Source organism: Bradyrhizobium sp. AUGA SZCCT0176 (genome assembly GCF_018130145.1).
GTDB lineage: Bacteria > Pseudomonadota > Alphaproteobacteria > Rhizobiales > Xanthobacteraceae > Bradyrhizobium.
The window spans coordinates 151,326-170,353 of sequence record NZ_JAFCMB010000005.1 but is presented as its reverse complement, the minus strand read 5'-3'; the positions used below and the strand labels follow the sequence as shown (position 1 = coordinate 170,353).

General features: G+C 63.4%; 19 protein-coding genes. 8 read left to right on the top strand and 11 right to left on the bottom strand.

Features of this window, described 5'->3' with window-relative positions; genetic code table 11:
* Nucleotides 1-71: 71 nt before the first annotated feature.
* The 4 genes from JQ600_RS14650 to hpaR form a co-directional block, all read right to left on the bottom strand.
* On the bottom strand, nt 72-1,595 hold the full coding sequence (locus JQ600_RS14650; protein ID WP_212385726.1) for a UxaA family hydrolase: 1,524 nt from the start codon (nt 1,593-1,595) through the stop codon (nt 72-74).
* Between the two features lie 139 nt (nt 1,596-1,734).
* Entirely contained in the window at nt 1,735-2,514 is a 780-nt protein-coding gene (locus JQ600_RS14645; protein WP_192737343.1) for an HpcH/HpaI aldolase/citrate lyase family protein, read from the bottom strand.
* Nucleotides 2,515-2,554: 40 nt separating this feature from the next.
* Complete coding sequence (locus JQ600_RS14640; protein WP_212385727.1) at nt 2,555-3,652, bottom strand: malate/lactate/ureidoglycolate dehydrogenase; 1,098 nt, start codon at nt 3,650-3,652, stop codon at nt 2,555-2,557.
* A 213-nt stretch (nt 3,653-3,865) separates the two neighbouring features.
* Entirely contained in the window at nt 3,866-4,396 is a 531-nt protein-coding gene (gene hpaR, locus JQ600_RS14635; RefSeq protein WP_212265495.1) for a homoprotocatechuate degradation operon regulator HpaR, read from the bottom strand.
* Between the two features lie 134 nt (nt 4,397-4,530).
* Between hpaR and hpaH the strand changes: the two genes are divergently transcribed.
* The 6 genes from hpaH (at nt 4,531) to JQ600_RS14605 (ending at nt 10,924) form a co-directional block, all read left to right on the top strand.
* On the top strand, nt 4,531-5,337 hold the full coding sequence (gene hpaH / locus JQ600_RS14630; protein ID WP_212265496.1) for a 2-oxo-hept-4-ene-1,7-dioate hydratase: 807 nt from the start codon (nt 4,531-4,533) through the stop codon (nt 5,335-5,337).
* Between the two features lie 30 nt (nt 5,338-5,367).
* Complete coding sequence (locus JQ600_RS14625) at nt 5,368-5,766, top strand: 5-carboxymethyl-2-hydroxymuconate Delta-isomerase (protein ID WP_212385728.1); 399 nt, start codon at nt 5,368-5,370, stop codon at nt 5,764-5,766.
* Nucleotides 5,759-7,294, top strand: coding sequence for a 5-carboxymethyl-2-hydroxymuconate semialdehyde dehydrogenase (hpaE, locus tag JQ600_RS14620; protein ID WP_212489964.1), 1,536 nt, complete (start codon nt 5,759-5,761; stop codon nt 7,292-7,294). Before JQ600_RS14625 ends, hpaE begins: the two co-directional genes overlap by 8 nt.
* Nucleotides 7,295-7,404: 110 nt before the next feature.
* Nucleotides 7,405-8,388 carry a 3,4-dihydroxyphenylacetate 2,3-dioxygenase gene (gene hpaD / locus JQ600_RS14615; RefSeq protein ID WP_212385730.1) on the top strand — a complete coding sequence of 328 codons (984 nt, stop codon included), beginning with the start codon at nt 7,405-7,407 and terminating at the stop codon, nt 8,386-8,388.
* A gap of 9 nt (nt 8,389-8,397) precedes the next feature.
* Complete coding sequence (locus JQ600_RS14610; RefSeq protein WP_212385731.1) at nt 8,398-9,267, top strand: fumarylacetoacetate hydrolase family protein; 870 nt, start codon at nt 8,398-8,400, stop codon at nt 9,265-9,267.
* A gap of 28 nt (nt 9,268-9,295) precedes the next feature.
* Nucleotides 9,296-10,924, top strand: a complete 1,629-nt coding sequence (locus JQ600_RS14605; RefSeq protein ID WP_212385732.1) for a thiamine pyrophosphate-dependent enzyme — start codon at nt 9,296-9,298, stop codon at nt 10,922-10,924.
* Nucleotides 10,925-11,010: 86 nt separating this feature from the next.
* On the opposite strand, the gene JQ600_RS14600 is transcribed toward JQ600_RS14605, so the two are convergent.
* From JQ600_RS14600 to JQ600_RS14590, 3 genes are all read right to left on the bottom strand, one after another.
* Nucleotides 11,011-12,249 (bottom strand): MFS transporter, encoded by a 1,239-nt coding sequence (locus tag JQ600_RS14600; protein ID WP_212385733.1) that lies wholly within the window; start codon nt 12,247-12,249, stop codon nt 11,011-11,013.
* A 68-nt stretch (nt 12,250-12,317) separates the two neighbouring features.
* Nucleotides 12,318-12,971, bottom strand: a complete 654-nt coding sequence (alkB, locus tag JQ600_RS14595; RefSeq protein ID WP_212385734.1) for a DNA oxidative demethylase AlkB — start codon at nt 12,969-12,971, stop codon at nt 12,318-12,320.
* A gap of 29 nt (nt 12,972-13,000) precedes the next feature.
* Nucleotides 13,001-13,747 carry a 2OG-Fe(II) oxygenase gene (locus tag JQ600_RS14590; RefSeq protein WP_212385735.1) on the bottom strand — a complete coding sequence of 249 codons (747 nt, stop codon included), beginning with the start codon at nt 13,745-13,747 and terminating at the stop codon, nt 13,001-13,003.
* A 161-nt stretch (nt 13,748-13,908) separates the two neighbouring features.
* Here JQ600_RS14590 and JQ600_RS14585 point away from each other — a divergent pair, with 161 nt between their 5' ends.
* A complete protein-coding gene (locus JQ600_RS14585; protein ID WP_212385736.1) occupies nt 13,909-14,682 on the top strand; it encodes a transglycosylase domain-containing protein in 774 nt (257 codons plus the stop codon).
* A 2-nt stretch (nt 14,683-14,684) separates the two neighbouring features.
* Here JQ600_RS14585 and JQ600_RS14580 read toward each other — a convergent pair whose 3' ends face one another.
* Genes JQ600_RS14580 through JQ600_RS14565 form a run of 4 tightly spaced genes read right to left on the bottom strand, consistent with a single transcriptional unit; the run spans nt 14,685 to nt 18,412 of the window.
* A complete protein-coding gene (locus JQ600_RS14580; RefSeq protein WP_212385993.1) occupies nt 14,685-15,371 on the bottom strand; it encodes a DUF2848 domain-containing protein in 687 nt (228 codons plus the stop codon).
* The gene (locus JQ600_RS14575; protein ID WP_212385737.1) at nt 15,364-16,719 is read right to left on the bottom strand and encodes an amidase; all 1,356 of its coding nucleotides are present in this window, start codon (nt 16,717-16,719) and stop codon (nt 15,364-15,366) included. Before JQ600_RS14575 ends, JQ600_RS14580 begins: the two co-directional genes overlap by 8 nt.
* 30 nt (nt 16,720-16,749) lie before the next feature.
* Nucleotides 16,750-17,070, bottom strand: coding sequence for a hypothetical protein (locus JQ600_RS14570; protein WP_212385738.1), 321 nt, complete (start codon nt 17,068-17,070; stop codon nt 16,750-16,752).
* Nucleotide 17,071: 1 nt separating this feature from the next.
* A complete protein-coding gene (locus JQ600_RS14565; protein WP_212385739.1) occupies nt 17,072-18,412 on the bottom strand; it encodes an acyclic terpene utilization AtuA family protein in 1,341 nt (446 codons plus the stop codon).
* Nucleotides 18,413-18,613: 201 nt separating this feature from the next.
* Between JQ600_RS14565 and JQ600_RS14560 the strand changes: the two genes are divergently transcribed.
* Nucleotides 18,614-19,027: a Zn-ribbon domain-containing OB-fold protein gene (locus tag JQ600_RS14560; protein ID WP_192737329.1), complete on the top strand. Its 414-nt coding sequence runs from the start codon at nt 18,614-18,616 to the stop codon at nt 19,025-19,027.
* Nucleotide 19,028 lies beyond the last annotated feature (1 nt).

The following is a 19,028-nucleotide window of genomic DNA, read 5'->3' as shown; positions in this document are numbered from 1 at the left end:
CCAAACCAAGGCCGGTGGCTATGGGTCCCGGCCTTCGCCGGGACGACGGAAGAGAGAGCGCGACGCCGAACCTACATCGTCGCCCCAATCACCCACGGCGCAAACTCGGCGCTGCCGAAATCAAAACTCTCGCTCTTGGTCGGCTGGCCCGATGCGGTTTTCAGCATCAGCTCGAAGATGCGCTGGCCGCATTCCTGCACGGTCTCCTGGCCGTCGAGGATGGTGCCGCAATTGACGTCCATGTCCTCTTCCATGCGGGTGTACATCGGCGTGTTGGTCGCAAGCTTGATCGAGGGCGCGGGCTTGCAGCCGAACACGCTGCCGCGGCCGGTGGTGAAGCAGACCAGATTAGCGCCGCCCGCCACCTGCCCGGTCGCCGCGACCGGGTCGTAGCCGGGCGTATCCATGAACACAAAACCCTTCTTGGTGACGGGCTCGGCGTAGTTGAGCACGTCGACCAGATTGGTGGTGCCGGCCTTGGCCATCGCGCCCAGTGACTTTTCCAGAATCGTCGTGAGGCCGCCGGCCTTGTTGCCGGGGCTCGGATTGGCGTTCATCTCGGCGCCTTCCCGCGCCGTGTATTCATCCCACCAGCGCATCAGGCCGACGAGTTTTTCGCCGACCTCACGGCTGACTGCGCGGCGCGTCAACAGATGTTCGGCGCCGTAGGTTTCCGGCGTCTCCGACAGGATCACGGTGCCGCCATGGCGCACCAGAAGATCGCTCGCAGCGCCCAGCGCCGGATTGGCTGACACGCCTGAATAGCCGTCGGAGCCGCCACATTGCAGGGCCACGGTCAGTTCGCTGGCGGGTACCGGCTCGCGCTTCACCTTATTCGCGTCGATCAACGCCTCGCGCACAAAGGCGACGCCGGCTTCCACTGTCTTGCGGGTGCCGCCGACTTCCTGGATGTCCATCGCGCGCAGACGGCCCGCGAGCTTCTGCTCCTGCATCAGCCCGCCGATCTGGTTGACCTCGCAGCCGAGGCCGAGCACCACGACCGCCGAAAAATTCGCATGCCGCGCGTAACCGCCGAGCGTCCGCCGCAGCAGCGCCAGCGGCTCGTCCTGCGTCATGCCGCAGCCGGTCTTGTGGGTCAGCGCCACCACGCCGTCGACATTGGGGAAATCCGCGAGCGGATTGTCGCCGGTGAACGGATTTTTCTTGAAGATGTCGGCGACCATGCCCGCGACATGCGCGCTGCAATTCACCGAGGTGAGGATGCCGATGTAGTTGCGGGTCGCGACCCGCCCGTCGGAACGGCGAATGCCGTCGAAGGTCGCGGGCAGATCGAAATTCGGCGTCGGGGTAACGTCGACGCCGAACGCATAATCCTTGGCGAAATCGCCCATGCCGCAATTCTGGGTGTGGACGTGCTGGCCCGGCGCGATGGGAATCGTCGCAAAGCCGATAATCTGGCCGTAGCGCCGCACCGGCTCGCCGGCCGCGATCGGCTTGATCGCCACCTTGTGGCCGGCGGGAATCCGCTCGACCGTGGTGACGCCGTCGGCCACCACCATGCCCGCCGGCAGGCTGGAGCGTGCAATCAGCACGCCATCATCGGGGTGCAAGCGGATCACTGGGGCTGGGGCCATGACAGGTCTCCTGGCTATCTCAAAACGATCGAGCCCCGGATGCTGGTGATCCGGGGCCCATGTCTTACCACAACAAATCGGTCCCGGCTCTGCGATGCACCGCTAAAGCGGCGCTGCACTGCGTCCGGAAGACCGGAGCTTACGCCTTGCCGGCTGAGTCCTTGCGGGTCTGGTTCACCTGCATCTTGGCGTAGGTCATCATCAGGCCGCTCTCGTTCGACAGCGTCACCAGCTTGAAGCCCATGTTGATCGCGCGGACGGCGCCTTCGGCGCCCGAGCAGTGGATGCCAGCGTGCAGACCGCGCTTGCCGCATTCCTTGATGATCTTCTCGTAGATCTTGAGGATTTCCGGCTCCTCGCGGTCGAGCTTCGGCACCAGGCCATAGGAGAAGCCGAGATCGGAGGGGCCGATATAGACGCCGTTGATGCCCTCGACGTCGAGGATTGCTTCCATGTTCTCGACCGCGGTCTTGGTCTCCATCATCGGCAGCAGCACGATCTCGTCATTTGCGGTCTGCTGATAGGTGCCGGCGGAACCGTACATGCCGGAGCGGATAGGGCCGTTCGAACGCGTGCCCTTCGGCGGATATTTCGCGTACTGAACCAGGTTCTTCGCTTCCTCCGGCGTGTTGATCATCGGGCAGATCACGCCATAGGCGCCGCCGTCGAGCACCTTGCCGATGATGCCGGGCTCGTTCCAGGGAACGCGGACCATCGGCGTCACCGGGTGACCGTTCATCGCCTGGAAACACTGCACCATCGACTGATAGTCCTGCACACCGTGCTGCATATCCACGGTGACGCTGTCGAAGCCGCATTGCGCGATCACTTCGGCCGAAAACCCTGACGGGATGGCCAGCCAGGCGTTGACGACGGCCTTGCCCGAAGCCCAGACTTTCTTGACGTTGTTTGTAGTCATTGATCGCGTTTCCTTTTGTGATCGTTGCAATCGGTGGATTTCACTGAACAGCCTGGCTCACGGCCCGCTGGATACTGACCTCGCTGACACCGACCTCGCGGGCGGTATTGACGATCGCTGCCCAGGTGTCATCAGGCAGCGGCACACCGTTGTTGGTGCGGTCGGCACGCATTTTCTTCTCGGGATCGCCGGGGATCAGCACGGCGTCAACGCCTGAGATCGGCTTGGTGTCCCGGATGAAGTCGACATAGCGCGAGATTTCGCCGTCGAAGAAATTGCTGGTGTCGATCACTTTGGGATCAACATAGATCGCGAGCATGCCGTTGGCGAATTGCCGGTCCGCCGAAGTAGCACCAGTGCCGGTCAATGCGCCGCCGAGCAGTTCGCAGATGAAGGCGAGCCCTGAGCCCTTGTGCTCGCCGAACGCGCGGATCGCGCCGGTACCCTTGGTGTGATCGCGCGGGCCTTCCGCGCTGTGCGGCCCATAGAGCACTGCCGGGTCTTCATTCAGTGTGCCGTCGGCATCAACCAACGCACCCTCAGGCAATTTCTTGCCGCCGCGGCTCGCGACCAGCACCTTGCCTTCGGCGACGACCGAGGTCGCAAAATCGAGCACGATCGGATCCTGGCCCATTCGCGGAATGCCGACGCAATAGGGCGCGGTCGACAGCCGCTTCTCGACGCCGCCATAGGGCGCAACCAGCAGCGAGCCGGCGGCGTTGACGAAATGCACCGACACCAGGCCTTCGGCCGCGGCCATTTCCGCCCAGTCGCCGACGCGGCCGATATGGCCGGCGTTGCGCAGCGCGATCGCGGCCAGCCCCGCCTTCTTGCATTTCTCGATGCCGATCCGCACCGCTTGCGGCGTCACGGTCTGTCCGTACCCGAACTTGCCATCGACGACCGCAAGCGAAGGCGTATCGACCACGATTTCGACGGTCTGATCGGGAACCACCCTTCCCGTTTTCTTCCAGCTGACATAGAGCGGCACCCGGATCACGCCGTGGCTGTCATGGCCGGTGAGATTGGCTGTTGTCAGGTAGGTCGCGATGCGCCTTGCTTCTTCGGCGGAGGATTCCGAACGGGAAAAGACCTCGGCAACGAAATCGATCAAATTGCTGACTTGGATCGTGACCATGTCTGGAGTTCAGCCTGTTCTTCGTCTTTCGGTCCAGCCGCATCATCCCGCGACGAAACCGCTAGCTCCCGCACCGGTTTTCACGACCAGCTTGGCTGCACTTTGAGCGAAAAATGGCGTGCGTGTCTATGGCCTCAGTCGCGCTCGGGCAATGATTGCAATCATTTGCCTGGCCGCTATGCGTGGCGCCGGTAGCATCATGCAAATTTGTGCTCACTCCTCGATCTCGCCGCTTTCCTCGCCTGCCACTTCCATGGCCACGAGGCTGCGTTCCAGCACGCCCAGCATGTCCTGCAATTCGGCAAGTTTGCGGGCACCATATCGGCTGGTGATTTCGGCGTAGATCGCTTCCGAGGTCGGTGCCACCGCCTCGATCAGTTTCAATCCCTTGGCTGATATCGACACCACGGCGCGGCGCAGATCGGCCTTGGCCGTACGGCGCTCGATCAACTGGCGCGCTTCGAGGTCGCGCAGGATGCGCGACAGGCTTGGTCCCAGCAGAAACGCGACACGCGCCAGCTCGGTTACTTCAATGGCATCCACGGTCGTGAGCGCGCGCAGGATCCGCCATTGCTGTTCGGTCAGGCCGTGATTGCGCAAGGAGGGCCGGAACTGCCGCATCACGGCTTCGCGAGCGCGCAGCAGCGACATCGGCAGCGAACGCGAAAAGTCGCGCATCGGCGCGCGCCGCACCGTCTCGGCCGTTTCCGTGCTGGATTCCGTCTGCGATTTCTTCCGTGCCATCCGCCAATCGTCCGCCATCAGTAATGCTGATCAAAGGGAATAAAGTTTTGCGGTGCAGCAAGCGCTAATTCGGTTTGATCGATTTCACTTAACATGTTAATCATCTGCCGGCACCATCTTTTTGCTGAGAGCAAATGGCCCTTTCCACCGACCAGATTCGCGCCGCCGCCGAGCGGCTGGACCATGCGGAAAAGACCCGCACGCAGATCCGGCAGATTTCGCTCGAGCACCCCGCCATCACCATCGCGGACGCCTACGCCATCCAGAAGGCGTGGGTCGAGATGAAGATCGCGCAGGGCCGCATTGTCAAAGGCCACAAGATCGGCCTGACCTCGAAGGCGATGCAGAGCGCGCTCAATATCAACGAGCCGGATTCCGGCATCCTGCTCGACGACATGTTCTTTGCCGATGGGGGTCTCGTGCCATCGGACCGGTTCATCGCGACCCGCGTCGAGGCCGAACTTGCGTTCGTGATGAAGACGCGGCTTTCGGGCCCCGACTGCACGATGTTCGACGTGCTCAACGCCACCGATTTTGTGGTGCCGGCGCTGGAAATTCTCGATACCCGCGTTGAACGCGTCGATCCGCAAACCAAAGCGACACGAAAGATCTTCGACACCATCGCCGACAACGCCGCCAATGCCGGCATCGTGCTCGGCGGCCGGCCGATCCGCCCGATGGACGCCGATCTGCGCTGGATCGGCGCGCTGTGCTTTCGCAACGGCCAGCTGGAAGAGACCGGGCTTGCCGCGGGCGTGCTCAACCATCCCGCAACCTCCGTGGCCTGGCTCGCCAACAAGATCGCGCCCAATGGATTGGCGCTGGAAGCGGGGCAAGTGGTGCTGGCGGGATCCTTCATTCGCCCGATCGAGACCCGCAAAGGCGACACGATCCAGGCCGACTATGGTCCCTACGGCTCGGTGAGCTGTTACTTCGCTTGATATGTTTGCGATAAACGCTGGAGTACCGACATGCCGCATTTCACGATCGAATACTCCGCCAATCTCGATGCGCGCGTCGATATGGGTGCGGTAGTGGAACTGGTGCGCAAGGCCGCGGTTGAAACCGGCATCTTTCCGCTCGGCGGCATCCGGGTCCGCGCGATCAGATGCGAGCACTACGCGATCGCCGACAACAGGCAAAATTACGGCTTCCTCGACATGGTGCTGCGACTCGGTGAAGGCCGCGATCTTGCCACGCGAAAGAAGGCCGGCGAGCACATTTTCAAGACGCTGTCCGCCCACCTCGATCCGGTGTTCAAGGAAACAAAATTCGCGTTGTCGTTCGACATGCAGATCAACGACAAGGAAGCCAGTTGGAAGCGCAACAACATCCACGAAGCTTTGAAGGTGGAGACGGTCAATGGATAAGGTCACCCCGAAAGACGTGTTTCAGGCCAATCGCGACCGCGCAGCTCCCCTGCTCGCGAAACTGAAGGCCGAGGGCATCGGGCACATGATCGATGGCAAGGTGGTGCCGTCGACATCAGGGCAAACTTTCGAGACCAAATCGCCGGTCGATGGCGCGGTGCTGGCCTCCGTTGCGCGTGGCAATCCTGATGATATCGACCGCGCCGCCACGGCGGCGTCGCAGGCGTTCAAATCCTGGCGCGACATGCCGGCGACGACGCGCAAGAAGCTGCTGCATCGCGTCGCCGACGCCATCGAAGACCGCGCCGACGATATCGCCGTGCTCGAATGCATCGATACCGGGCAGGCCCACCGCTTCATGGCCAAGGCGGCGATCCGCGCCGCGGAGAATTTCCGCTTCTTCGCCGATAAATGCGCGGAGGCTCGCGACGGGCTCAACACGCCGAGCGAGGAACATTGGAACATCTCGACCCGGGTGCCGATCGGTCCGGTCGGCGTCATCACGCCGTGGAACACGCCGTTCATGCTGTCGACCTGGAAAATCGCGCCGGCGCTCGCCGCCGGCTGCACCGTCGTGCACAAGCCCGCGGAATGGTCGCCGGTGACGGCTGACCTCCTTGCAAAACTGGTAAAACAGGCCGGCGTGCCCGATGGCGTGCTCAACACCGTGCACGGCATCGGCGAAGAGGCGGGCAAGGCGCTGACCGAACATCCCGCGATCAAGGCGATTGGGTTCGTCGGCGAGAGTTCGACGGGTTCGGCGATCATGGCGCAGGGCGCGCCGACGTTGAAGCGCGTGCATTTCGAGCTCGGCGGCAAGAACCCCGTGATCGTGTTCGACGACGCTGATCTGGACCGTGCGCTCGATGCGGTGGTCTTCATGATCTACTCGCTCAATGGCGAGCGCTGCACCTCGTCGAGCCGACTGCTGGTCCAGCAGGGCATCGCGGGAAAATTCATCGAAAAGCTGACGACGCGCGTGCAGGCTTTGAAGATCGGTCACCCGCTCGATCCCGTGACCGAAATCGGTCCCCTGATCCACGAGCGGCATCTCGCAAAGGTCTGCAGCTATTTCGAGGTCGCACAGAAGGACGGCGCGACCATCGCGGTCGGCGGCAAGCCGCATGACGGCCCCGGCGGCGGGCATTACGTGCAGCCGACGCTGGTCACAGGTGCGCACGCCAAAATGCGTGTCGCGCAGGAAGAGGTGTTCGGCCCGTTCCTGACCGTGATTCCGTTCAAGGACGAGAATGACGCGATCGAAATCGCCAATGGCGTACAGTACGGCCTCACCGGCTACGTCTGGACCGGCGACATGGGCCGCGCGCTGCGCGTCGCGGATTCGCTGGAAGCCGGCATGATCTGGCTCAACTCCGAAAACGTCCGCCATCTGCCCACCCCGTTCGGCGGCATGAAATCGTCCGGCATCGGCCGCGACGGCGGCGATTATTCGTTCGACTTCTACATGGAAACCAAACACGTCTCGCTGGCGCGCGGGACGCACAAGATTCAGAGACTGGGGATTTAACAGTCATCGTCGTTCCGGGATGGTCCGAAGGACCGGACCCGGAACCTCGAGATTCCGGGTCTGGTGCTAGCGCACCATCCCGGAATGACGAAGCCAATCAGGGAAACGCCATGCCGGTACCTACACACATCTTCGATCCGCCGTTCAACATCATCCGCTCCAGCCACGCCGTGCTCGACGTGACGGATTTGAACGCCAGCAGCGATTTTTACGAGAAGACCGTCGGCCTCCATGTCGAGGACCGCGACGACAAGGCGGTCTATTTGCGCGGCGCCGAAGAGCATCAGCATCACTCGCTGGTGCTGCGCAAGGCACAGGCGGCGGCGTGCAACCGGCTCGGCTTCAAGGTCGGCAATGACGGCGATCTCGACAAGGCCGCGAGCTTCTTCTCCGAGAACGGCATCACCTACGCCTTCGCCGAGCAGCCGTTCCAGGGCCGCACGCTGCACTTCACCGATCCTTTCGGCTTCCAGATCGAACTCTATGCGACAATGGAGAAGCGCCCGCACCTGCTGCGGCGCTACGACCTCTACAAGGGCTGCCATCCGCAGCGGCTCGATCACTTCAACGTCTTCGCCGCCGAGGTGCAGGGCACCGTCGATTTCTACGCGCGGCTCGGTTTTCGGCTGACCGAATATGGCGAGGAGGACGGGCCGAACGGACGCATCGCGGCAGCCTGGATGCACCGCAAGGGCAACGTGCACGATTTTGCCATCACCAACGGCAAGGGCCCTCGCCTGCACCATTTCGCTTACTGGGTGCCGACGGCGATGAACGTGCTGCATCTCTGCGACGTGATGGCTTCCAGCGGCTTCCTCAAGAATATCGAGCGCGGCCCCGGCCGCCACGGCATTTCGAACGCCTTTTTCCTCTATATCCGCGACCCCGACGGCCACCGCCTCGAGCTCTATACCAGCGACTATTTTACCGGCGATCACGACCATGAGCCGCTGCGCTGGTCGCTCAGGGATCCGCGCCGGCAAACGCTGTGGGGCGCACCGGCGCCGCGCTCCTGGTTCGAGCAGGGCTCGCCGTTCACGGGGCAAGCCGTGCGCGAACCGGCATTCGTCGCCGACGTCACGATTGCGGATTAGGACACCCAGATGACCTCACCTCGCCTCGCGACCTATTCGATCGGCGGCGTCACCAAATACGGTGCCGTCACCGACACCGGCATCATCGATCTCTCCGCGCGCTTCGGACAAGAATATCCGACGCTGCGTGAAGCCATCGCCGCCGGCGCGCTGATGAAATTGGCCGAGGACGCCGCAAAGCGCTCACCGGATCATGCGCTCGACGCCATCGCTTGGCAGCCGCCGATCCCGGCGCCGGAAAAGATCATCTGCATCGGCGTGAACTACCCGGACCGCAACGCCGAATACAAGGACGGCCAGGACGCACCGAAATTCCCCAGCATGTTCATGCGCACGCCGCGCTCCTTTGTCGGCCACAACGCGCCGCTGGTGCGTCCGCGCGCGTCAGCGCAGCTCGATTACGAGGGCGAACTGGTGCTGGTGATCGGCAAGGCCGGCCGTCATATCAAGGAGAGCGACGCGCTGGATCACATCGCCGCCGTCACGCTGTGCAATGAAGGCACCATCCGCGACTGGGTGCGGCACGCCAAGTTCAATGTCACCCAGGGCAAGAACTTTGATTCCACCGGCAGCCTTGGCCCGTGGCTGGTTCCCTACACCAGTGAATCGCAGATCGCAGATGTCCGCCTGACCACAAAGGTCAACGGCGAGACGCGACAGGACGACCGCACCTCGCGGCTGATTTTCGGCTTCAGTTATCTCCTCAACTACATCTCGACCTTCACCACGCTGGTGCCCGGCGACGTCATCGTGACGGGAACGCCGACGGGGGCCGGCGCACGGTTCGATCCGCCGCGCTACCTCAAGCCCGGCGACGTCATCGAGGTCGAAGCCGAAGGCGTCGGCATGCTGCGCAATGGCGTTGCCGACGAGGCCTGAACAATCTCTGCAATGATGGAACAGTGACATGACTTCAACATCCGGCGGCGAAGCGATCGTCAACGGCCTCCTCGCGCACGGCGTCGATACCGTGTTCGGCCTGCCCGGCGCGCAGGTCTACGGGCTGTTCGACGCCTTCCATCAGGCACAGTTGAAAGTGATCGGCGCGCGGCACGAGCAGGCCTGCGGCTATATGGCCTTTGGCTATGCGCGCGCCAGCGGCAAGCCCGGCGTCTTTAGCGTGGTGCCCGGCCCCGGCGTGCTCAACGCCGGTGCGGCGCTGCTGACGGCGTTCGGTTGTAACGAGCCGGTGCTATGCCTGACCGGCCAGGTGCCGACGGCGTTTCTCGGCAAGGGCCGTGGCCATCTGCACGAGATGCCGGACCAGCTCGCGACGCTGCGCACCTTCGTCAAATGGGCTGATAGAATCGAATATCCGGACGACGCCCCGGCAAAGGTCTCGCGCGCATTCCAGGAAATGCAGTCGGGACGACGCGGCCCGGTGTCGCTGGAAATGCCGTGGGACGTGTTCACGCAGCGTGCGCAGGTCGGCAGTTCAGAACCGTTCAATCCCTTCCCGGCCCCGCAGCCTGACCCTGACCGCATCAAAGCGGCAGCGGCGCTGGTATCCGGCAGCAAGCGGCCGATGATCTTTGTCGGCAGCGGCGCGATCCACGCGCGCGAGGAAATCCTCGAGCTTGCCGAAATGATCGATGCGCCCGTGGTGGCGTTCCGCAGCGGCCGCGGCATCGTCTCCAACGCGCACGAACTCGGGCTAACGATGGCGGCGGCCTACAAATTGTGGCCGCAGACCGATTTGATGATCGGAATCGGGACGCGCATGGAATTGCCAGCTTCGGGATTCCGATGGCCGTTCCAGCCGGCCGGCCTGAAGTCGATCCGTATCGATATCGATCCGTCGGAAATGCGGCGGCTGACGCCGGACGCCGCCGTGGTCGCCGACGCCAAGGCCGGCACCGCCGATCTGGTCGCGGCGGTGAAAAAAGCCGGTTACAGCAGGACCAACGGACGGCGATCCGCGATCCGCGAAGCCACCGCTGCGGCACATCAGGAGATCCAGAAGGTACAGCCGCAGATGGCCTATCTGAACATCCTGCGCGAGGTGCTGCCGCCGAATGCCATCGTCACCGACGAACTGTCGCAGGTCGGCTTCGCCTCCTGGTACGGCTTTCCGATCTATGAGCCGCGCACCTTCATTACTTCGGGCTATCAGGGCACGCTCGGTTCGGGATTCCCGACCGCGCTCGGCGCCAAGGTCGCGCATCCGGACCGGCCGGTGGTCGCGATAACCGGCGACGGCGGCTTCATGTTCGGCGTGCAGGAACTGTCAACCGCCGTGCAGTTCAAGATCGGCGTGGTGACGCTGGTCTTCAACAACAACGCCTACGGCAATGTACGGCGCGACCAGCGCGAACGCTTCGACGGCCGCGTGGTGGCGTCCGATCTGGTCAATCCGGATTTCGTCAAGCTCGCGGAATCCTTCGGCGTCGGTGCCGCGCGCGTTACCTCGCCCGATCATTTTCGTGCGGCGCTGGAAAAGGCGCTGGCCGATGGCGGGCCGTATGTGATTTCGGTGGAAGTGCCGACCGATTCGGAAGTCAGCCCGTGGACGTTCATTCATCCGGCGATGCCGTAAGTGTCGTCATTCCGGGGCGGCGCGAAGCGACGAACCCGGAATCTCGAGATTCCGGGTTCGCGCTAACGCGCGCCCCGGAATGACTGTTAAACTCTCCGCTCCTGCAGGCCGCGCTGCATTCGCGACGCCGCGATCACCAACAGGCCCGCACCCGCGGCCGCCCAGCAGGCGACCGGCGCCCAGTGCAACAGTGGCGCGTATTCCGGCAGCTTTTGCAGGCCGCCAGCGACCGCCGCCATCCGCGCAAAGGTCGCCAGTGCCAACGCTGAAAACATCAGCCCGATCACCTTGCCCTCGGCGCCGGTGTCCCCGATCGCCAGCGCCGCCGATACCGCGCTCATCAGCATGCAACCCCAGGCAGCGCCGGCCACGAACTGCGCAACGATAAGGACGTTGAGGCTGTTAGACAGCTCAGCAGTGAGCACCGCCAGCGCACCGAGCAGGCCGGCCGCTCCCATCACGACCAGCCCGCCGCGGTGCTTGACCACGACGCTTGCGGGAAACATCGCGATGTTGAAGCCGATCCAGAACACCGGCAGCAGCCACTGCAACTGATCTTGCGTCGTGAAACGTAGGAAGAACGACGAACTGTTGAGGCTGAAGTGCAGTTGATAGCCGAGCGACAGGATCACCATCGACGCGATGAAGAACATCGGGATCGTGCCGAGCGCTTTGGCCGGAACCGCCGTCTCGCTCGGGGCAGGCGCTTGCGCCGCAGCATCGCGCTCGACCTTCGACAGCGCCAGCGTGGTGAGCAGCAGGACGACGCCCGAAATCAGGAACGGCAGCCGTGGATCATGGTTGCGCAGCACCGTGCCGAGATAGGGCGAGATCGCGCCGGCCAGGCCATAACCCAGCATCGCCAGCGCCGCCAGCAACGGCACCTGTGACCGCGCGCGATGCTTGCCAAGCAGCGTCAGCGGTGGTGCACGCAACGCGGAGGAGGTCACGACCCAGATCACGATCAGCACGATGAACCAGGCTTGCGCGCCCGGACCCGTGCCGGCCACGAACGGCAACGCTACGAACGCCGCGCAGGAGATCGCGGTCAGGATGCCGACGAAGACACCGAGCCGGCCGATAAAGGGTGCGATCTTGTCGGCCGCAATTCCCATCGCGGTGTCGGTGATGGTGAAGATCGCCTGATCGAGCATCAGGATGAAGATCACCATGCCGGGTGCGATCCCGACCTGCGCTGCGAGCTTCGGCAGGTAGATGACGTAGGTCGTCCAACCCAGCGTGAAGATCAGTTGCAGCACGGCAAGATAAATGCCGGTGCGGCTGGCGCCCGCGCCGCTGTCGGCCTTCGCCTCGATGGTCGTCATATTTCGCTCCCCGCCCGGGGAGAGCATAGACCAGACGAAACTTCGATGGAAAGCGGTTAGCCTATCGTTCAGCGCGCTTTTCGAAAAGTCAGGTTGATGCGCTGGCGGCCGATGGCGGCGTGTTCTCCGTCGGCCAGCGGCGCCACGCCGTGAAAGAACAGCCGCGACGGCCCGCCCCAGACCACGACGTCGCCATGCACCAGCCGAAACCGGGCCGGCTTGTCGCTGCGTTTCAATCCGCCGAACAGGAAGATCGCCGGCAGCCCCAGCGACACCGAGACGATCGGCGCGGCAAAATCCTGCTCGTCCTTGTCCTGATGCAGCGACATGCGAGCGCCCGGCTCGTAGCGGTTGATCAGGCAGGCATCGGGTGAAAAGTGTTCGAAGCCGCCCTCGGTCGCCGCTTCGGCGGCCAGTTCGCGAAACACCGCGGGCATCGCCGGCCACGGCTGGCCGGACTCGGGATCGACGCCGTCATAGCGATAACCGGTGCGATCGGTGACCCATCCGGCATTGCCGCAATTGGTCATCGCCACCGACATCTGATGACCGCCCGGCGTCGACATATGACGAAACGGCGCCTCGGCCACGATCCCGCGCAGCGCCGGAATCAGATCGGCTTCAAAGCGCAGCGCGAAGCCGCGCAGCAGCACGGCACCATCGGCCATCGCTTCCCGCGACGGCTGCACATCGGCGATGGCGTCGAACAAATCTGCAGTCAATTCGCTTCGCACTCACTTGGCGTGGTGAATTACTTGGCGTCGTGAAAGATCACGCCGACGGTATGACGGTGGCCGGAGCGGATCTGGCTGACGCCATGGCGCAGATTAACGCGATAGAACCCGCGCGTCCCCTGCACCGGGCGGTGATGCACAGCAAATGCCACCGCGTCGCCCTGCATGAGCGGCACCACCTCGGGCCGCGACTGCATCCGCGGCCGCTGCTCGGTCAGCACGAATTCACCGCCGGTGAAATCGCGCCCCGGTTCCGAGAGCAGGATCGCAACCTGCAGCGGGAACACATGCTCGCCATAGAGATCCTGATGCAGGCAATTGTAGTCGCCAGTACCGTACTGCAGCAGCAGCGGCGTCGGCCGCACCTGCCCCGCGTCGTGGCAGCGCTTCAGGAACGCCTGATGCGCCAAGGGATAGCGGATATCGATGCCCATCGTCTGGTTCCAGCGATTGGCAATGCCGCACAGCCGCGCATACAGCGCCGCGCGCAGTTCCGCGATCAGATCGGGCAGCGGATAGGAAAAATACTTGTATTCGCCGCGCCCAAATCCGTGACGCCCCATCACGATGCGGCTGCGGAATTTTGTGTCATCGGGATAGAGGGCGGCAAGCGCCTGGCATTCGTCCGGCGCCAGCAATCCCTTCAGCACGGCGCTGCCCTGCCCGTCGAGATCGGCCGTCACCTGCGTCCAGTCGACGGCATCGACCCGGGCGGCGATGTCGGGGAAGGCGTGGTGCTCGGTGGCTTTTGCGGTGGCTTTCATGGCGGGCAGTTTCGCAAAGCGGCGGGCCTTCAGCCACCCGATTTCCGAACAGGGCTGAGCCTGCGGCAATTACAACTACCAGGCTTCAGACGGCCCAATTTCGACGTTTTCCACCATAACAATGTAACCTATGCGGGTAGCACCTCCGCTATTCATGAGCGATGCGCAAGCCATTTATCATCATCGGCAAGTTGGTTGTGGCGCTGCTTTCGGTAGCCGGGACGGGGCTGTTGATACTCGAAGGCTTGCTGATCTGGCACTATGAATACCGCATCGGCCTTCCGGACAAGGACAAACTCGCTACGCTTTCATCGACTGCACCAGCTTGCTCGGTTAGTGACCGGCGAACCTATGTTCCGCTCGCTGAGATACCTCCGCTCGTCCGCCAAGCCGCCATCGCTTACGAGGAGCCCGAGTTTTATGAACGGCTGTCGTTAAATCCGTTAATCGAATTCGGCGCTGCCATGGCCTTCAATCGCCGTCCTCAACCGTCGGGCATAACGACGTCGGTCACAATGTGCCTCATTTCGCTTAGTCCAGAGTGTTGCAGAGGAATCGACTGGCACATCGGGAACATCGTGCTCATGGGCCGCATTGCCCAAATCTTGTCGCGCGACCGCATCCTCGAAATTTATTTGAATGAGAGCTATTTGGGGCGCGCCAGCTATGGCGTCGGTGCTGCTTCGATGGCGTATTTTGATAAGCCGCTCGGACTATTGAGCGTCGACGAAATCGCACTGATCACAGCTTTGCCTAGAGCGCCAGCGCTGCTCGGCCGAAGGAATGACATCGCCCGAGACCGGCGAAACGTTGTCATAGATCGGCTGTCGAAGGCCAACATCATTAGCGAGACCGAGGCCACGACTGCACGCGCACGTCCGCTGCAGTTTCGCGAACCTTCGCCAGACAACGAATCGCAGCAGCGGAAGCTATGAGATCAACCCAGCACCGGCAACGCGATCACATCATACCCGTGGCCGATCTTTCGCTTCAGCACCGGGTCTTCCAGTTCGAACTCGAACCGGCTTGCCGGGCGGATGCCGCCTTTGGCCGCAAAAGTGCCGCCGAACATCGCGCAACCATCCGGCAGGCCTTTGCCGCCAAAGCCGCGCGCGATCAGGTCCTTGACCGGCAGCATGGCATCGAGCGTGCCTTCCTGGTACAGCACCCGCGCGCCGTCGATAACGGCCCAGGAGCGCAGGATCATCTGGTCCCAGTGGCCGATCACGTCCTCCAGCTCCCACAGCACGGAGGCCATCGGCTTGTCGCACATCTGCTTCGAAACCGTGACGCTGTAGGCTTCCACCTTGCGATCGGTATGATCGGAGCCACAGCCGACAAGGATGCGGCCCTGCCAGCCGATCAGCACGAACTCGACCTCGCCGCTGGAATCGCCGCCGCTGACTTCGATGCTGTCAGTGGTGGTGATCCGGCACGCGGAGACGCGATAGTAGATCGGCGTCGAGGCCGGCCGCGCGATGCCGATCGCTTCCAGTTCGGCAATGTGCTTGTCGCGCGCCACCGGATCGCGCCCGGTCCAGCCGGCAATCACGGCCTGATCGATCGCAAGCGTCAGCGGCGTCGGCGCGCCCTTGTCCTGAACAGTAAAGGTAAGATCAACCACGGATGACATTCTCCATTCCGGCCGCGAGTTCAAAGATGCAGCGGTCTCTTCCGCCCGCTCCTGCGAGCATGAGCCCGACCGGTACCTCGCCTTCGCGATGCGCGGGCAGCGAGATCGCGCAGCCGTCGAGCATGTTGATCAGCGTGCAATTGCGGAGCGCGCGCAGGTTTTGCGTCGCGAATGCCTTGTCGTCGGCGAGGTCGGCAATGACAGGCGGAGTGTTGGCCGTGGTCGGCATGACGAGCGCGTCATAGGGCGCGATGCGCGCTTCGGTGTGCGCGATGAACGATTTTCGCGCGCCGAGCAGATCGATATAGTCGGCCGCACTCATGCCTTCGCCGCGCAGGATGCGGACGTGCACGCGGGGATCGTAGACGTCGCCTTTGCTCACGATCAGATAGCGGTGCCACGCATAACTTTCCGACGCCGCAAAGCCACCCTTGGCGTTCATCGCGCCGACATCGAGAAATTCCGGCACCTCGATCCGTTCGATCAGCGCGCCCTGCCGCGATAACGTTTCCAATGCGCGCTCGAACGTCCTGGCGACCTCGTCATCGAGATCATCGAGCGCGACCGTGGTCGGCACCGCCAGCCGCATGCCCCTGATAGGCCGCGGCTGCAACACCGATAGCTCAGGCTCATCAGCCAGCACGGCGTCCATCGTCGCGCAGCACTGCACCGTGCGTGCCAGCGGCCCGAAACTGTCGAGCGAGAAGGACAGCGGCACGCCGCCGTCGAGCGGCACGCGGCGTTGCGTCGGCTTGAAGCCGACGATGCCGTTGAAGGCCGCCGGAATCCGGCAGGAGCCGCCGGTGTCGGTGCCGAGCGCGCCGTGGGCCATGCCGTCCGCGACCGAGACCGCCGCGCCCGAGGACGAGCCACCGGGCACGTGGCCAACGCTGCGGTTCCAGGTGCCTTTCGGCGTGCCGTAATGCGGGTTGATGCCGATGCCGGAATAGGCGAACTCGGTCATGTTGGTGCGGCCGATCACGATGAAGCCGGCACGGCGCAACCGCGCCACCACGGGCGCATCGGCCTCGGCCGGCGTGCAGTCTTCCTCGAGTGCCCGCGAGCCGGCGCGGGTCACCTGCCCCTTGATGTCGAACAGATCCTTGATCGAGACCGGGATGCCGGCGAACGGCGACGGCGCCGCATGGGCCTTGCGCAGCCGATCCATCGCGTCCGCCGCGCCTACGGCGCCTTCCTTGTCGACATGGATGAACGCGCGTGACCCCTCACCCGAGGAGTCGGCGATTTTGGCGAGACATTCCTCGACCAGCTTGCGGGCGGAGGTCGCTCCGCTATCGAGATCGGCGGCGAGTGAGGCAAGTGTTGGTATGTTCGGCATGACTTTCTCTCGCTGCTTCTCTTCGCTACGCTACTTGTCGTCCGATCCTGGCTCAATGTCGAGATCGAGCAGTGCGGAGCTCAACGATTTCCCGTGGGCATCCAGCGCCAGCGAACGGGTGACGCCGCCGCCGAGCGCCTGCGCCATCACGAAATTCAAGGCCGACAGATTGGGCAGTTCGTAGCGAACCACTTCGCCCTCAACGACCCCGGCGAAATGCGCCTTCACCCGTTCGCTGGTGACCTGCTCGCGCAGTAGCGGATAATGCTTCGCGTCATAAGCGATGACGGAAATGTTCGAAATGTTGCCCTTGTCGCCGGTGCGGGAATGGGCAATCTCGCGCAGCTTCACCTTATGCCCCCACGAAACGAACTTGCGGTTTTGCCAATTCGCGCGGCAACAGCACGGACGCCACCGCAACGACATCGCGTGCGGATTTCCAGGCGCCGCCCCCGGCAGCCGGGCCGTTGGTATAGAGCGTTTCGACCTCGTTGCCGATCCTGACCGCCTCGCGCAGATTTTCCGTGCGCCCCGCGACCCGAACGCGCACTTCATAGGGCTCGTTTGCGTGGCTGGAGACTTCCGCACCGTGCAGGGAATCGACGCCGACCAGTTCGAACCGCAGTTCGCTGGATGCAACGCCCGTCAACTTCAGCCGTTCGCGCACGATCTCCAGCGCGAGCCGGCCGCGCGCCAGCGCACCGGGGCCGGCGTAGGAGATCTGCCCTTCGCCGATATAGCTGTCGACGTAGCCGACCGAGACTTTCAGCGTATCGGTTCGCTGGTGGCCGCGCCCGCCGCTGACGCGCACACGATCGGGCCCGATCTCCTCAATGGTCACTTGCGAAAAATCCGCGACCACGTCCGGCTGGAAATACTGCCGGGGATCGTGCACCTCGTAGAGCAACTGCTCCTTGCAGGTCCGTGCCGTTACCGCGCCACCGGAACCCTTCACCTTGGTGATGACAAGGCTGCCGTCCTCGCCGACTTCACCGATCGGAAAACCGAGCCGCGCCAGGTCCGGAACATCCTTGTAGCCAGGATCGGCAAAATAGCCGCCGGTGATCTGGCCCGCACATTCCAGCAGATGCCCGGCGACGGTGCCCTGCCCGAGCAAGTTCCAGTCGTCCATCGCCCAGCCAAAGGCGTGGATCATCGGCGCCAGAAACAGCGCCGGATCGGAAGCCCGCCCGGTGATGACGATATCGGCGCCAGCAATCAGTGCCTCTGCCATCGGCTCGGCGCCGAGATAGGCATTTGCCGACAGCAGGCGGTTACCGAGCTGCTTGATGGTGCCGTCGAATTCCATGATCGGCAGATCGCCGTCCTTGCAGGCATCGAGCACGTCGTCACCGACGATGGCGGCGATCTTCAGCGAGGACAGCCCAAGCGACTTCGCGATCTCGGCGGTCCGGCGTGCGGCGGCTTCCGGATTGGCCGCGCCCATATTGGTGACGATCTTGATACCTTTGGCCCCACAAACCGGCAGCACAGCCCGCATACGCTCTTCGAGCAGCGGATCGTAGCCGCCTTCCGGGTTTTTCATGCGCGCCTGCTGCGCCAATGCTACCGTGCGCTCGCCGAGGCACTCGAACACCAGGTACTGGATGTCGCCCTTTTCGGCGAGTTCGACCGCGGGCTCGATGCGATCGCCCGAATAGCCGGCACCGGATCCTATTCGAATCGTTCGCACATCGTCTCCGTCATCGCGCGCATTCCGTGCGGCGCAATCAGCAACACCCTAGCGCGGGAAATCACTGGCATACAAGCGCCCTTGGCTTGGGGGAATGCGGCCATGCGACAGCGCCGCTGGACCGTTGACGGGGAATGGTCAAATGTCGCATCAAGATCGCAACATGCGGGCCGATGCCCGCCTCAAGGAGGAATGCCTGATATGGCGGAGCCAGCGCGCGCTAAACCGAAGCCGACCCCGGAAACCCAGCATTTTTGGGACGGTACTGCGGCCGGCGAATTGCGCCTGCAGCGCTGCGACGCCTGCGCCAACGTCTATTTCCCGCCGCGCCCGTTCTGCCCGTCCTGCGCCTCACGCAAGGTCAGCGTGTTCAAGGCGAGCGGCAAGGCCAGGCTTTACAGCTATGTCATCAACCATCGCCCCGCCGCGCCCGGCTTTACGCCGCCTTACGCGATCGCCGTCGTCGAACTCGACGAAGGTCCGCGCATGATGAGCAACATCATCGATTGCCCGCAGACGCCCGAAGCGCTCGAACTCGACATGAAGCTCGAGGTCGCCTTCGAAAAGCTCGACGACAAGATCACCCTTCCCCAGTTCCGTCCGGCGAAGGGTTAAG